A 13981-nucleotide genomic window follows, 5' to 3' on the forward strand; every position below is an offset into this window, starting at 1 on the left:
GTATCGTCAACCCATGCCACGCCTCGTGCACGACACGTCGACGATCCTCGACGCGGCCGCCCGGCTGCTCGCCGCGGGCAGCGCCGACGCGATCACCATCGCCGGCGTGATCAGGGAAGCCGCCGTGTCGAGCGGCTCCGTCTACCACCGGTTCCCCAACCGCGCGGCCCTGCTGGCCGCGGTCTGGAACCGGGCCGTGCGGAGCTTCCACGCGGAGCTGTACCCGCTCTTCGACGCCGAGCCGGTGGCCGCGGCGGTCGCGCTCGGGCGCCGGACCGTGTCCTGGTGCCGCACCCACCCGGCCGACGCGCGGGTGCTGCTGGCCGGTCTCGGCTCCTTCGACCCCGCGGCCTGGCCCGCGGAAAGCCGGGAAGCGCGAGAGACCGACCAGGCCGACTGGGACCGGCACATCCGCCGCCTGGTGACCGACTTGAAAGCGGCGACCGGGCGGGGCACGGCGGAGATCCTGCTGATCGTGGTCGATCTGCCCTACGCCGCCGCACGCCGGTACCTGAGCGCCGACCGCGAAATCCCGGCGGCCCTGGAAGACATCGTCGAGCGCGCCATCCGGGCGGCGCTCACCGCGGACTAGCCCGGCGGCGACCGGACGTCAGCCGTCCCCGCCGCACCGGCGGGGAGGCGGGGTGGCGGCACTTCCGTTGAACTTCGCCAGCAGCTCGGCGAACGCGCGGATCTCGGCGTCCGCCCACGAGCCGAGCAACCGGTCCAGCCGCCGCCGTCGGGCCACACCGACCTCTTCCACCCGGCGGCGTCCCGCCTCGGTCAACTGCACCAGGTACGCCCGCCCGTCGTCCGGTGCCCCGACCCGCTCGATCAACCCCAGCTCCTCCAGGTGCTGGAGCTGGCGCGAGATCGTCGGCGCCGTCACGCCGACGTGACACGCGAGCTCGGTCGGGCGGCGCGGGCCGCGCTCCGCCAGGTGGGCCAGCAGGCGGTACGCCGCGACCTTGAGGTCCGGGTGCACCTCCCGGCCGAGTCGCCCCAGCGCCGCCCGGTCCTGGCGGACGAAGACGGCGAACTCGCGTTCGAGGCCGGTGATCGTCTCCTCGTCGAGGGTCATCGCGAACCCTCGGCGTTGGTCGTCCGGAGCGGCACTTCCCGGATGAACAGCACGCACACGAGCGCGACCAGCGCCAGCGGCACGGCGTATTGGAAGAGGGTGCCGGTCGCCTGCCCGTAGGCCTCTTCGACCACGGCCCGGACGGGTGCGGGCAGTTCGGCCGGCCGGGACAGGGCGCCGCCGGCGGCGGAGCCGAGCTTTTCCGCGATGTGGTGGCCGACCTGGCCGGCCAGCACCGCGCCGAGAGCGGACACGCCGATGGTGCCGCCGAGCGTGCGGAAGAACGACACCGACGAGGTCGCCGCGCCGAGTTCGCGCGGGCTCACCTGGTTCTGGACGGCCAGGACGAGGTTCTGCAGCGTGCTGCCCAGCCCCAGGCCGAGCAGGGTCATCGCGACGGCCAGCTGCCAGTACGGCGTTTCGCGGTCGGTGAAGCCGAGCAGCGCCAGCCCGGCGGTGATCAGCACGGCGCCGGTGACCAGGATCGGCTTCCAGCGGCCGGTGGCGGTGATGATCCGGCCGGCGACGCTGGACGCCAAGGCGAGGCTGAGGATCTGCGGCAGCGCGAGCAGCCCCGCCACCGTGGGCGACTTGCCTTCGGCCAGCTGGAAGTACTGGCTCAGGTAGGTCGTCGCGGAGTAGAGGGCGACCCCGATCGCGAGGCCCGCCGTGATGGCCAGCAGCACGGTCCGGGTGCGGAACAGCCACAGCGGCAGCACCGGGGCCGCGGCCCGCCGTTCGACGGCGACGAACGCCAGTGCCAGCAGCAGGGTGCCGCCGAGCAGGACGGCGGTCGGCCAGGACAGCCAGGCGTACCGGTCGCCGGCGAGCGTCACCCAGATCAGCAGGACCGACGCCGCGGCCGTCAGCAGCGCGGACCCGGCCCAGTCGACCTTCACCGAGCCCTTCACGACCGGCAGGTTCAGCGTCTTCTGCAGCATGATCAGCGCGACGACGGCGAACGGCACGCCGACGAAGAAGCACCAGCGCCAGCCCAGCCAGTCCGTGTCGACGATGAGGCCGCCGATCAGCGGCCCGGCGCTGGTCCCGACCGCGAACACCGCGCCGAAGTAGCCGGAATACCGCCCGAGTTCCCGCGGCGGGATCATCGTCGCGATGATCACCTGGATCAGCGCCATCAGCCCGCCCGCGCCGATCCCCTGCACGACGCGGGCCGCGATGAGCAAGCCGGCGTCAGCGGACAGGCCCGACAGCACCGAGCCCACCGTGAAGATGGTCAGGCTGGCCTGGACGAGCAGCTTCTTGCTGACCAGGTCGGCCAGCTTTCCCCAGACCGGGCTCGACACCGTCGTGGAGAGCAGCGCCGCGGTGATCACCCAGGTGTAGACGCTCTGGCCGGCGTGCAGGTCGGCGACGATCGTCGGCAGCGCGTTCGTCACGACGGTCGAGGACAGGATGGCCACGAAGATCCCCAGGTACAGCCCGGACAGGGCCTGCAGGATCTGCTTGTGGGTCATCGGCGCGGGAACGGCGCGCGGGAGGGTCTCGGCGGTCATCGCGCGGCTTGTTCGATGAGCTCGGTGACGGCGTCGGGCCGGCTGAGCATGACCGCGTGGGAGCCGTCCACCTCGGTGTTGCGGGCGCCGGCCCGGGCGGTCATGAAGCGCTGCACGTCGGGGCTGATCGCGCGGTCCTGGCGCGGGATCAGCGCCCACGACGGGATGGCGCGGAACCCTTCGGCGACGCTGGCGTCGGTGACGGCCCTCGTGTTGGCGGGCCTCTGCGTGGTGGCCAGATCGGCCGCGGTGGTGCGGTCGAGGTCGCCGGCGAAGGCCGCGGGGAACTGCGCCGGGTCGATGACGACCTCGGTGCCGGCCGGGACCTGGGTGGCGATCAGCGGCAGCGGCGTCGACGACTTCGCGGCGACCTCGCCGATGGTCTCACCGGCGGCGGGGACGAACCCGGCGATGTAGACGAGCGACTTCACGCCGGTGACCTCCGTGGCGGCGTTGGTGATCACCGCGCCGCCGTAGGAGTGGCGGACCAGTACCTTCGGTCCGTCTATCGTGGACAGGTAGCCGGCGACGTACGCGGTGTCGCTCGTCAGCCCCTGCAACGGATCGGCGATGGCGCGCACGGGGTAGCCGTCGCGGCGCAGCCGCTCGATGACGGGTGCCCAGCTCGAGGAGTCGGCCCACGCGCCGTGGACGAGGACGATGGTCGGCTTCGGGCCGCCGGTGGCGGTGGCCGTGGCCGGTGCGGAAGTGGCGAGCAGGGCGAGGGCCGCGACGCCGGCAACGGCGAGGCGGGAGAAGCGGAAAAGCATGGCGAAACCCCTTTCGGGGAAAGGAGGGCGTGCCGGTGCCCCGCCCCGCCGGATCGCGGCGGGGCCGGGGCACCAGGCCGGGTGGGTCAGCGGCCGTAGGCTTCGAGCAGCCGCAGCCACACCTCGCTGACGGTGGGAAACGCCGGGACCGCGTGCCAGAGCCGGTCGATCGGCACCTCGCCGGTGATCGCGATGGTCGCCGCGTGGATCATCTCCGCGACATCCGGGCCGACGAGGGTGAAGCCGACGATCACCTTGCGGTCCTCGTCGACGACCATCCGGGCATGCCCGCGGTAACCCTCGGCGTGCACGGCGGACCCCGCCGTAGCGGCCAAGTCATAATCGACGACCCGGAAGTTCAGCCCGGCCGCCTCGGCCTTGGCCGCGGTCAGACCGACCGACGCGACTTCCGGGTCGGTGAAGACCACCTGGGGCACCGCGCGCTCGTCGGCGGTGGCCGCGTGCCGCCCCCAGGGCGCGTCGTCGACCGGCTCACCCTTCGCGCGAGCGACGATGACGTCGCCGACCGCCCGGGCCTGGTACTTGCCCTGGTGCGTCAGCAGCACGCGCCGGTTCACATCACCGGCCGCGTACAGCCAGTCGTTGACCCGCATCGTGTCGTCGACCGTCAGCCAGGACCCCGGCGTCAAGCCGATGTTCTCCAGCCCGAGGTCCTGGGTATTCGGCGTGCGGCCGATCGCGACGAGCAGCTCGTCGGCTTCGATCTGCTCGCCGTCGGTGAGCGTGATCGAGACCGTGCCGTCCTCGTTGCGCTTGACGGACCCGGCTTCGGCACCGACGCGGACCGAGACTCCCTTGTCCTGCAACGAGGCCGCCACCTGCTCACCGACGAACGGCTCTTGCATGTGCAGGACACCGTCGCGGGCCAGCATCGTCACCGACGATCCCAGCTGGCTGAACGCGGTCGCCATCTCCGAGGCCACCACGCCGCCGCCGATGACGGCGAGCCGGGCCGGGACCTCCTTCGCCGCGACGGTTTCGCGGCTCGTCCACGGCTTCGCGTCGCGCAGGCCCTCGATGTCCGGGACCAGCGCGCCGCTGCCGGTGGCCACGACGACCGCGTGCCGCGCGGTCACCGTCGTGGTGGTGCCGTCGGCGGCGGTCACCTCGACGACCCGGTCGCCGGTGATCCGGCCGTGCCCGCGGTGCAACGCGATGCCCGCCGAGTCGAGCCAGGAGACCTGGCCTTCGTCGTTCCAGTGCGAGGCGAAGTCGTCACGGCGGCCGAGGACAGCGGCCACGTCGAGCTCGCCGGTCACCGCTTCCCGCGCGCCGGGCACCTGCCGGGCGGCGCGTAGGGCCGCGCCGCTGCGCAGCAGCGCCTTGGTCGGCATGCACGCCCAGTACGAGCACTCGCCCCCGACCAGCTCCCGCTCGACGATCGCGGCGGTCAGGCCGCCCTGCACCACCCGATCGGCCACGTTCTCCCCGACCGGGCCGGCCCCGATGACGATGACGTCGTAGGTCGACATGTCAATTCCCCTTCGCGGCGCGGCCGAGCCGGATCGCCGAGACGAGGAAGAAGATGCCGCCGAGGACGGCGTAACCAGCTACCCCGGACAGCGCCGGGTTCGCCGCGGAAGCACTGATCACGAAGTTCGCGCCGGCCAGCACCGAGATGCCACCGCTGAGGATCATCGGCCACTGGCCGCCCATCTTGCGGCGGGAAATGCCGACGACCAGCTGGACCAGACCGGCCACGATCGCCCAGGCACCCCACACCCGCAGCACCGCCGGGATGCCCGACGCGGCGGCGACCCCGATGCCGATGGCGGCGAGCAGGCTGATCGCCATGTTCACGTAGAGCCCGGTCACCGAACCGGCACCCTTCGCCGACCGAGCGTCCACAATGGCCGAACCCACGTCGAAGAGCGGGTAGACGACGACCAGGGCGACGCCGACCGCCCCCAGACCCGACTTGGTCGTCAGGAACACCAGGACCGCCCACACGATGGCGAACGCGAACCGCACGAAGTACAACCGGCGCAGCGCCGGGGCGAACCCACCTACGGCGGGCGAGTCGACAGTAATCACCATGATCCCTTCAAGGCCGCGGGAACCTTCCCCGACAAGACCGAACGTTCTATCTCATGCCAGCATGACGGGCACGTCACCCGATGTCAAGACAGATCGTTCTATCCAGATTCTTACGAACCCATGACCGCAAGGGGGCCGTCCCTCCACAGCAGACTGACGAAACCTCCGGCCACCGCGCAGAACTTCGCGGTGGCCGGAGGTTTCGCGGGCAGCCGCCAACGGTGTGGCCCGCCGTCGGCGGCGGTCATCGGGAGGCCGGGTCGTGATCAGCGCGACCACCAGCCCTCGGCGCCGGTGACTGGCGTATTCGGAGGTGAGCACCGGCAGGCTGGCCGCCATCGCGCCCACGGCCGCCCCGTCACCACCCGGCACGCGAGCAGCTGGTCGAAGTCCTGTGCCGCGGCGGCGGCGAGCATGCCCAGCGACGCCAAGGCGAGACAGCCGAGCGTGAGCCGGCGGCGCCCGACGCGGTCGGCCAGCGGGGCGAGGAAGAGCCCGCCGACGGCCATGCCGGCGAGCCCCCCGCTCAGCAGCACACCCACCGCCGACGGGAACAGGCCCCACTGCCAGGTGATCGCCGGGCCGGCGAACGACGTGACCAGCAGGTCGAAGCCGTCGATCAGGTTGATGACGAGGCAGAGCGCGACCGCTCTCACCTGAGCACGGCTCATCAGTGAGTTCTTGACCTGCTCGAGGACGTTCACGGGAAACCTCGCTTCGTTGCGGCGGTCGGCGACGTCCCCCGGGAAGACTCTGCATGTAGCGCTCACTCAATAACTTGGGAGACGCGTTGACCAGCGATCGAACCCGGGACGATCCACAGTGGCCGGTTTCCGTACTCAGTCGGGGTTGATCCACGACACCTGGATCAGCTGCTTGCCCGCCTTGCGGGTCAGCAGGTTGCCCCGGCCCGGTGGCATCGCGCTGGCCTTGATGTTGCCGACCAGCGCGCCCTCGTCGCGGGAACCGTTCATCACCATGCCCGGCGCCGCGATCTCCTTCAGCTTCCCGATGATCGGGTCATACATCGACTTGCTCGCACCACCCGTGCGGCGCACCACCACCAGATGCAACCCAACATCCTTCGCCTGCGGCAGGAAATCGGAAATCTTCCGCAACGGGTTGTTCGTCGACGTCGCGACCAGGTCGTAGTCGTCGACCAGGATGAACAACTCCGGGCCCTTCCACCACGACCGCGTCTTCAGCTGCTCCTGCGTCACATCCGGACCCGGCAGGCGGCGGGTCATCGAGTTGAACACGTCGTTGACCATGCTTTCCAGCTGCGCCGCCGACACCGCATACCCCAGCAGCGAATCCCCCTGGATGAACCCCAGCATCGTGCGCCGGTAGTCCACCAGCAGGATCAGCGCCTCCTTGGCCGTATACCGCTCGGAGATCCCGCGGGCGATCTGGCGCAGCAGGTTCGTCTTCCCGGATTCGCCGTCGGCGAAGGCGTAGAAGTGCGGCTCGGCGTTGAAGTCCAGATAGATCGGCTGCAGATCCTCCTCGTTCACCCCGATCGGGACCAGCTTCGAATCCCGCGCCGAATCGAGCTTGAGCACCTCCTCATAGGTGATCATCTCCGGCAGCAGCCGCACCTGCGGCGCCGCCCGGCCCCGCCACGCACCCTTGATCTTCGCCACCGCGTCCGCCACCCCGCGGCGATGGTTTCCGGGTCGCTGGAGCCGTCGATGCGCGGGAGACCGCCGAGCATGTGCAGCTTCTCCCGGGTCAGGCCGCGGCCCGGCCGCCCGGCCGGGATGTTCACCGCCACGCGCCGGTCGATGTCGGACTCGGTCGGGTCACCCAGCCGCAGCTCGAACCGGGTCCCGATCATGTCCTTGATCGCCGGGCGGATGTCCGCCCACCGGTTGGCGGCGATGATGACGTGCACGCCGTAGGACAGACCCTGCGTGGCGAGCCGGGTGATCGTGGTTTCCAGCTCTTCGAAGTCGTCGCGCAGGGCACGCCAGTTGTCGACGATGAGGAACGCGTCGCCGAACGGGTCCTGGTCGGCCCGGATCTCGCCGCGGCGCTTGCGGTTGCGGAACTCGGTCATCGAGTCGATGCCCATCGCCCCGAACCGGCCCTCCCGCTCGGTGAGCAGGGTGGTCAGCTCGGCCACGATCCGTCGCGCCTTGTCCGGCTCGCGCCGCGCGACCGCGACCCCACCGACATGGGGGAGGTCGGCGAGCCCGGCGAGCGTGCCGCCGCCGAGGTCCAGGCAGTAGAACTGCGCCTCTTCCGGGGTGTGGGTCAGCGCCATCGACATGATCAGCGTCCGCAGCATCGTCGACTTGCCCGACTGCGGGCCGCCGACGATCACGCCGTGCCCGGCCGCGCCGGAGAAGTCCGCCCACAGCGGGTCGCGCCGCTGCTCATACGGCCGGTCGATGATCCCCAGCGGCACCTGCAACCGCCCGTTGCCGAAGAAGCCGACCGGGGACAACCCGCGGTCGTCGGTCGGGTTCAGGTTCGGCAGCAGCGTGTCGAGGGAGTTCGGGTCCTTCAGCGGCGGCAGCCACACCTCGTGCGCGGGCGGGCCCTGCCCGATCAGCCGCGAGACGATCACATCCAGCTCGGACGGCTCGACCGCTTCTTCGGACTGCGGGGCCGCCGCCACCGGCGCGGCCTCGATCTGCTCCGGCTCCGGTTCCTTCGGCAGCTCGACGAAGTCCGGGACGAACAGCTGCGGCCGCTTGTCCGCCCGCACCACCGTCGCCGCCGGGCCCGCCGCCTGGATCCCGGCCGGCCGGTAGGGACCCGACACGTAGGACGCCTTGAACCGCACCAGCGTCGAGGTGTCGTACTTGAGGTACCCGCCACCGGGGACCGAGGGCAGCTCGAACGCGTCCGGCACGCCGATCGCCGCGCGGGACTCCGCCGCGGAGAACGTCTTCAGGCCGATCCGGTAGGACAGGTGCGAGTCCAGGCCGCGCAGCTTGCCCTCTTCCAGGCGCTGGGAGGCCAGCAGCATGTGCATCTGCAGCGACCGGCCCAGCCGGCCGATCGCGACGAACAGGTCGATGAAGTCCGGCTTCGCCGCCAACAGCTCGGAAAACTCGTCACAGACGATGAACAACGCCGGCAGCGGGTCCAGGTCGGCGCCGTTTTCGCGGGCTTTCTCGTATTCCCAGACGTTTTTGAAGTTGCCGCCGTTTTTCAGCGCTTCCTGCCGGCGGTTCATCTCCCCCGCCAGCGCGTCCTTCATCCGGTCGACCAGGGTGACCTCATCGGCGAGGTTGGTGATCACCGCCGAGACGTGCGGGGCCTTGTCCAACCCGAGGAACGTCGCGCCACCCTTGAAGTCCACCAGCACGAAATTCAACGTGGAGGAGGAGTGGGTGGCCAGCATCCCGAGCACCAGGGTGCGGAGGAACTCCGACTTACCGGAACCGGTCGCGCCGATGCACAACCCGTGCGGGCCCATCCCCTCGGCCGCGGCCTCCTTGATGTCCAGCTCCACCGGCTGCCCGTACTCACCCACCCCGAACGGCACCCGGTAGCGGTCACGGATCGGCCGCGGCCGCCACGCCTGCTGCACATCGAAGGTCATCGGGTCACCCGGGATGCCCAGCAGCTCCAGCAGCGACGGGTTCGACAGCAGCGGCTCCTCCTCCGCCGCGTCCTGGCCACCTGAACTTCCCAGGCGATACGGGGAAATCCGACGGGCCAGCGTTTCCGCTTCCACGACGCTCAACGTGTCCGGCCGCCCGAACCACTCCACTCCGCCGGTGCTGCGCGCCCCCATGCGATCCGCTTCCACCACCAGCCGGAGGCCTCGGCGGGAAGCGAGGTTGCCGATCGACTCCGACAGGTCGATCAACGTCACTCCCACCAACCCCTCTTCGAGGATGATCTGCTCCTCGCGCGTGACTTCGGCGTCGTCGATGATGATGACGACGTGCGGTTGGTCCGGCGCCGGAGTGGCGTTGCGGGAGAACCGCTGGCGATCACGCAGTTCTTCGTCGAGCCAGTTTTCGATCTGGGCCAGCGAGCCGGCCATCATCCGCAGCTGCCCGATGCCGTCGGAGAGGGTGGGGTGCTGCACGTGCGGCAGCCACTTCGCCCACTCCCACTCCCCCTTGGCGCGCCCCGCGGTCGCCACGGCGACCAGCACGTCGTCCGGGCTGTGGAACGAAACGATCTGCGCGAGCATCGCGCGGACCAGGCCCCGCGTCAGTTCGAGGTCCCCTTGCAGGCACACCGCGGCGAAGCCCCGCAACGCGATCTGCGTGGGCAGGTCCGGCACGATCGAATGTGCCCGGACGAACCGGCGCAACGCCAAGGTCGAGATCGGCTCCAGCTCGTCGACCGGGCCCGTCTGCGGCGGCACGAGCCGGGTGGCCAGCCGATGCGAACTCCGTCCCACACGCAGGTGCAGGAAATCCGAGTCGTTCTGCCGTCGCTCCCACATCCGGCGGCTCGCCGCGAGCGACCACAGCGTCTGCGGGTCGGGGTGCACCCACTCCAGCGCCGCACGCTGGTCGACCATCGCCTCCCGCGCACGGTCACGCATCTGGCCCAGGTACCGCAGGTAGTCCTTGCGGTCCTCGTCCATCTCGGCGCGCTTGACCCCGCTGCCCTTGCCACCGCCGCCGGCCATCATCCCGAGCGTGCCGAGGACCGTCGTGGCGCCCAGCGCGATCGTCAGCGGGTTGCGCTGGCTCGACTGGAACAGGAACACCAGCAGCCCCAGCGACGCGACGATCATCACCACTGGGAGTGCCTTCAGCACGATGTTGCCGGGAATGACCCGGGGCACCTCGGGTGGCGGCTCGAGGTGCACCTCACCACCCGGTGGACGCGGCGCCGCCAACCGCGGGGAACGCTTGAACTGCAAGGTGCTCATTGAAGCCTTTCACCGACCCGAACCGTGACGGATACGGGGACGTTGCCGCGCGTCGCGACGGAGTAGGGGCACGTGGCATGGGCAGCCAACGCCAGCTCTTCGGCCGCCACCTGGCCGACACCGGACACGTCGACGTGCAGCGCGGCGCTGAGCGTCAATCGGCCGTCCGCAGTGGAGTGCAGCTGTACCGCGGCGACCACCACGGAATCCACGATGAGGCGACCCGTCCGCGCCGCGACGGTCTTGAGCGCCGAGTGGAAGCACGAAGCCCAGCCCGCCGCGAACAGCTGTTCTGGATTGGTCGCTCCTCCGGGTCCACCCATCTCCGGTGGTAGAACGAGATCGAGGTCGAGGAGTCCGTCGTCGGTTCGGGCGTGGCCAGCCGCCCGGCCATCGCCCGTGGAGACGGCCACGCCGGTGTAGCGCGCGCTCATCTGCGTCAGACGGTTCCGGCGCTCAGGGCCGCCTTCTTCGCGGCAGTACCGAGCCGAAGGGCCGAAACGAGGAAGAAGACGCCACCGAGCACGGCGTAGCCACCGATGGCGGCCAGCGAGGCCCCGTCGCGCCCGGCCTGCAGGACGAACGAAGTGCCGGCGATGACCGAGAGGCCGCCGCTGAGGATCATCGGCCACTGGCCGCCGAGCCGGCGGCGGCTGATCCCGACCGCGAGCTGCGCCAGGCCCGAGACGATGGCCCAGCTCCCCCACACGCGGAGGACGCCGGGGATGCCGGACGTTGCCGTGACGGCCACTCCGGCCGCGGCCAGCAGGCTGACCGCGACGTTGACGTACAGCGCCAGCACCGAGCCGGTCGCTTTCGCCGCCCGCGCGTCGACGATCGCCGCGGCGACGTCGAACAGTGGGTATAGCACCAGCAGCGCGACGGCCGCTGGGCCGAGGTCCGACGCGGTGGCGATCACCAGCGCAGCCCAGACGAAAGCGAAGGCGAACCGGGTGAAGTACAACCGCCGCAACGACGCCGCGAGGGCACTGGAAGCGACGCTCACGGGGGTCTCCTTCGGTCCGGCGGGCACGTACGGGCCCGCCGACGCGGAACCCGGCATCACCCCTTGTATGGAGCGATCAGTACACAACTCACCGTAGCGACGAACTCCACGCTCGTCAAGACTGAACGTTCTACCCCTACGGCAGGGTCATTTCCCTGCGGACTCGAGGCGGTGCTGCAGGATGCCGTCGACACCCCGGAGGAACGTGTCGCAGACCTCAGCGGGATCCGACAGGCAGCCCGCCGCCATCGCGCCGTCGCGCAACATCACGAAGTGCCGCCCCGCAAGCTCCGGCGAGGTGTCACCCACCTGCGCCAGCAGGTCCGTGACCGTCCGCAGGAACCACTCGCGATGCGCGAGGACGGCCCGGTGCACGGTGTGGTCAGGGTCCGGGTATTCCGCCACGGCGTTAAGGAAAGCGCAGCCCCGGAAATGCGCCGACCCGATACCGTCGGCGATCGACTTGGCGATCGCCCGCACCCCGTCGCCCGCCGGCAAGTCCCCGGCGATGACCTTGTCGATCCCCTCGCGCTCCATCTCGTGGACACCTTCGAGGTACGCGACGACGAGGTCGTCCTTGCTCGGGAAGTGCCGGTACAGCGTGGCGCGGGTGACCTTCGCCTCAGCGACGATCCGGTCGATGCCCACGGAGTGCAGGCCTTCGGCGTAGAAGATCTGCGTGGCCGTCGCGAGCAGCCTCGACCGCGCTTCGGAGACCCGGCTTCGAGCAGTACGTACCATCTTTCGAGTGTAGCAGATAGAACGGTCGGTATCACTACTCCAAGTCACGAGTTCGCTGGGTGGCGCACTCGTTGGAGTGAGCGCTACAGTCAATGAGGAGAACGTTCGATCCGCCATCCTGGCCGACGGAGGGTTGACCCTGGACCTGCGGCCGCTGAGAGGGTCCGGGTCGGCGAGCACGTGGGCGGCTGGGCGGACGCGGCCTCCGTCACGCTGGCCGCCCACGCCTTCCCCGGCGGGTACGCCAACCTGCTCGGCCCGGACGCGGCCGACCAGATCCCGCACGTCCACGGGGACAACCTGCCGCGACTGCGGCGTATCAAGGCCGCCGTCGACCCGGACGGCGTCTTCGCCGCGACACCGTTGCCGATGACCTGACCGCCCCGAGCGGGTCCTGGTCAGGAGGCGCTCCAGCCTCCGTCCAGGACCAGTTCGGTGCCGCTGACCGAATCGGCTTCGGGCGAGCACAGGTACGCCACCGCGCCGGCGACCTCGCCCGGCTCGATCAGCCGCTTGACCGCCGACCTCGCCAGCAGCACTTCCGACAGCACCGCTTCGGTGCTCAGCCCGTGCACGGCCGCCTGGTCCGCCAGCTGGTTCTCCACCAGCGGAGTGCGCACGTACCCGGGGCACACGCAGTTGCTGCTGACGCCGTGGGCGGCGCCTTCCAGCGCGAGCACTTTGGACAGTCCCAGCAGGCCGTGCTCGGCACTGACGTAGGCGGACTTGTACGCGCTGGCCCGCAGGCCGTGAATGCTCGAAAGGCCGGTGACGCCGGTCGGCCCTGAGGCGCATCTTGGCTTCGCCGACCGCGAGCTCCACGCGGTAGCCGACCGGGTCGGTGAACCAGCGCAGGTGGGTCGCACCGCGCAGCTCTTTCTCCTCGACGGAGCCGTCCGCGACGGTGAACCCCGCGTCGGTGAGTCGCCCAGTCAGCCGGTCCAGCTCGCCGGCCGAATCGACGATCCAGCCCAGCTCGCGCGGACGGTCCTCAGTGGACGGACGCAGCGCGAGGCGGTACTTGAACTCGTCGAGCTCGGCGAGGACGATCTCGTCCGTGCCCGACTTGGCGTGGGTGACGCCCACGCCCAGCGTGCGCACGAGCAGATCGGTCCATGCGTCGAGGTCGGTGACGTCGAGACCGACGTAACCCAGTTTCCGGATTCCCACGGTGTCATCCCTCCGCCGCGGCGGCCGCGCCACCCTGCAGGAACTCGCGGACGACGTAGTTGAACTCGGGCGCGCGCTCGTACCGGGCCCAGTGCCGGCAGTGCGGCAGCACTCGCAGCTGGGCGTCCGGGATGCCGGCGAGGGCTGCTCAACCGGCGGCGGTCGATGCGGACCTGGAATCCCTCGCCATGCGGCCATGATAGGTCCGCGACGCCCCTGCTCCCCCACCGGGAGCGCCGGGCCGGCGGTCCTCGGCCGGCCCGGCCACCCGGCTCAGGCGACGGTCGCGTCGACCGTCACCGGGATGTTGCCACGCGTCGCATTGGAGTACGGGCAGATCGCGTGGGCGCCTTCGACGAGCCGGTCGGCCGTCGTCTGGTCCACACCGGACAGTTCGGCGTGCAACGCCGCGCTGAGGGTGAAGCCGCCCTCGTCCGTCGAGTGCACCTGCACCTCCGCGACGACGGCGGAGTCGGTGACCTTGACCTTCCGCTGAGCGGCAACGGCCTTGAGCGCCGAGTGGAAGCACGAGGCCCAGCCCGCCGCGAACAGCTGCTCCGGGTTGGTCGCACCGCCGGGGCCACCCATTTCCTTGGGGATCGCCAGGGAGATGTCGAGCAGGCCGTCGTCGGTCCGCGCCTGACCTCCCGTACGGCCGTCGCCGGTCGAGGTGGCGATGCCGAGGTACAGAGGCTTGGTCATGCCGGGGGTCCTTTCTCGATCGCGAACACTCCCGCGATACCGAACGTTCTATCCGAGCTCTGCTATAGTGATCGCTACATACAG

The 13981-nt window shown here is 70.4% G+C and carries 12 protein-coding genes and 3 pseudogenes; 2 read left to right on the forward strand and 13 right to left on the reverse strand.

Features of this window, described 5'->3' with window-relative positions:
- Nucleotides 1–13: 13 nt before the first annotated feature.
- A complete protein-coding gene (locus tag BJY18_RS09160) occupies nt 14–592 on the forward strand; it encodes a TetR/AcrR family transcriptional regulator (RefSeq protein WP_184779393.1) in 579 nt (192 codons plus the stop codon).
- Between the two features lie 18 nt (nt 593–610).
- Here BJY18_RS09160 and BJY18_RS09165 read toward each other — a convergent pair whose 3' ends face one another.
- The 10 genes and pseudogenes from BJY18_RS09165 to BJY18_RS09210 form a co-directional block, all read right to left on the reverse strand.
- Complete coding sequence (locus BJY18_RS09165; RefSeq protein ID WP_184779395.1) at nt 611–1081, reverse strand: MarR family winged helix-turn-helix transcriptional regulator; 471 nt, start codon at nt 1079–1081, stop codon at nt 611–613.
- The gene (locus BJY18_RS09170) at nt 1078–2598 is read right to left on the reverse strand and encodes an MDR family MFS transporter (RefSeq protein ID WP_246458818.1); all 1521 of its coding nucleotides are present in this window, start codon (nt 2596–2598) and stop codon (nt 1078–1080) included. Before BJY18_RS09170 ends, BJY18_RS09165 begins: the two co-directional genes overlap by 4 nt.
- Nucleotides 2595–3368 (reverse strand): alpha/beta fold hydrolase, encoded by a 774-nt coding sequence (locus BJY18_RS09175; RefSeq protein ID WP_184779397.1) that lies wholly within the window; start codon nt 3366–3368, stop codon nt 2595–2597. Before BJY18_RS09175 ends, BJY18_RS09170 begins: the two co-directional genes overlap by 4 nt.
- Before the next feature lie 86 nt (nt 3369–3454).
- A complete protein-coding gene (locus BJY18_RS09180; protein WP_184779399.1) occupies nt 3455–4861 on the reverse strand; it encodes a dihydrolipoyl dehydrogenase family protein in 1407 nt (468 codons plus the stop codon).
- Between the two features lies 1 nt (nt 4862).
- On the reverse strand, nt 4863–5426 hold the full coding sequence (locus tag BJY18_RS09185; RefSeq protein WP_184779401.1) for a hypothetical protein: 564 nt from the start codon (nt 5424–5426) through the stop codon (nt 4863–4865).
- A gap of 266 nt (nt 5427–5692) precedes the next feature.
- Complete coding sequence (locus BJY18_RS09190; protein WP_221457649.1) at nt 5693–6130, reverse strand: MFS transporter; 438 nt, start codon at nt 6128–6130, stop codon at nt 5693–5695.
- A gap of 135 nt (nt 6131–6265) precedes the next feature.
- Nucleotides 6266–10278 (reverse strand): annotated as a pseudogene (gene eccCa, locus BJY18_RS09195) (type VII secretion protein EccCa).
- Nucleotides 10275–10712, reverse strand: coding sequence for an Ohr family peroxiredoxin (locus BJY18_RS09200; RefSeq protein WP_184779402.1), 438 nt, complete (start codon nt 10710–10712; stop codon nt 10275–10277). The pseudogene eccCa and the gene BJY18_RS09200 overlap by 4 nt, the downstream one beginning before the upstream one ends.
- Nucleotides 10713–10717: 5 nt before the next feature.
- Complete coding sequence (locus BJY18_RS09205; RefSeq protein ID WP_184779404.1) at nt 10718–11284, reverse strand: hypothetical protein; 567 nt, start codon at nt 11282–11284, stop codon at nt 10718–10720.
- A 147-nt stretch (nt 11285–11431) separates the two neighbouring features.
- Nucleotides 11432–12025, reverse strand: coding sequence for a TetR/AcrR family transcriptional regulator (locus BJY18_RS09210; protein WP_184779406.1), 594 nt, complete (start codon nt 12023–12025; stop codon nt 11432–11434).
- A gap of 180 nt (nt 12026–12205) precedes the next feature.
- On the opposite strand from BJY18_RS09210, the gene BJY18_RS37415 reads away from it, so the two are divergent.
- Nucleotides 12206–12403 carry a BBE domain-containing protein gene (locus tag BJY18_RS37415; protein WP_312873797.1) on the forward strand — a complete coding sequence of 66 codons (198 nt, stop codon included), beginning with the start codon at nt 12206–12208 and terminating at the stop codon, nt 12401–12403.
- A 20-nt stretch (nt 12404–12423) separates the two neighbouring features.
- Here BJY18_RS37415 and BJY18_RS09220 read toward each other — a convergent pair.
- The 3 genes and pseudogenes from BJY18_RS09220 to BJY18_RS09230 form a co-directional block, all read right to left on the reverse strand.
- Nucleotides 12424–12798 (reverse strand): annotated as a pseudogene (locus BJY18_RS09220) (SDR family oxidoreductase); the annotation flags it as partial.
- A 100-nt stretch (nt 12799–12898) separates the two neighbouring features.
- Nucleotides 12899–13228 (reverse strand): annotated as a pseudogene (locus BJY18_RS37980) (VOC family protein); the annotation flags it as partial.
- Nucleotides 13229–13468: 240 nt separating this feature from the next.
- Nucleotides 13469–13897 carry an organic hydroperoxide resistance protein gene (locus BJY18_RS09230; RefSeq protein WP_184779408.1) on the reverse strand — a complete coding sequence of 143 codons (429 nt, stop codon included), beginning with the start codon at nt 13895–13897 and terminating at the stop codon, nt 13469–13471.
- Between the last annotated feature and the right edge of the window lie 84 nt (nt 13898–13981).

The sequence above is a fragment of the Amycolatopsis jiangsuensis genome (assembly GCF_014204865.1).
GTDB classification, from domain to species: Bacteria; Actinomycetota; Actinomycetes; order Mycobacteriales; family Pseudonocardiaceae; genus Amycolatopsis; species Amycolatopsis jiangsuensis.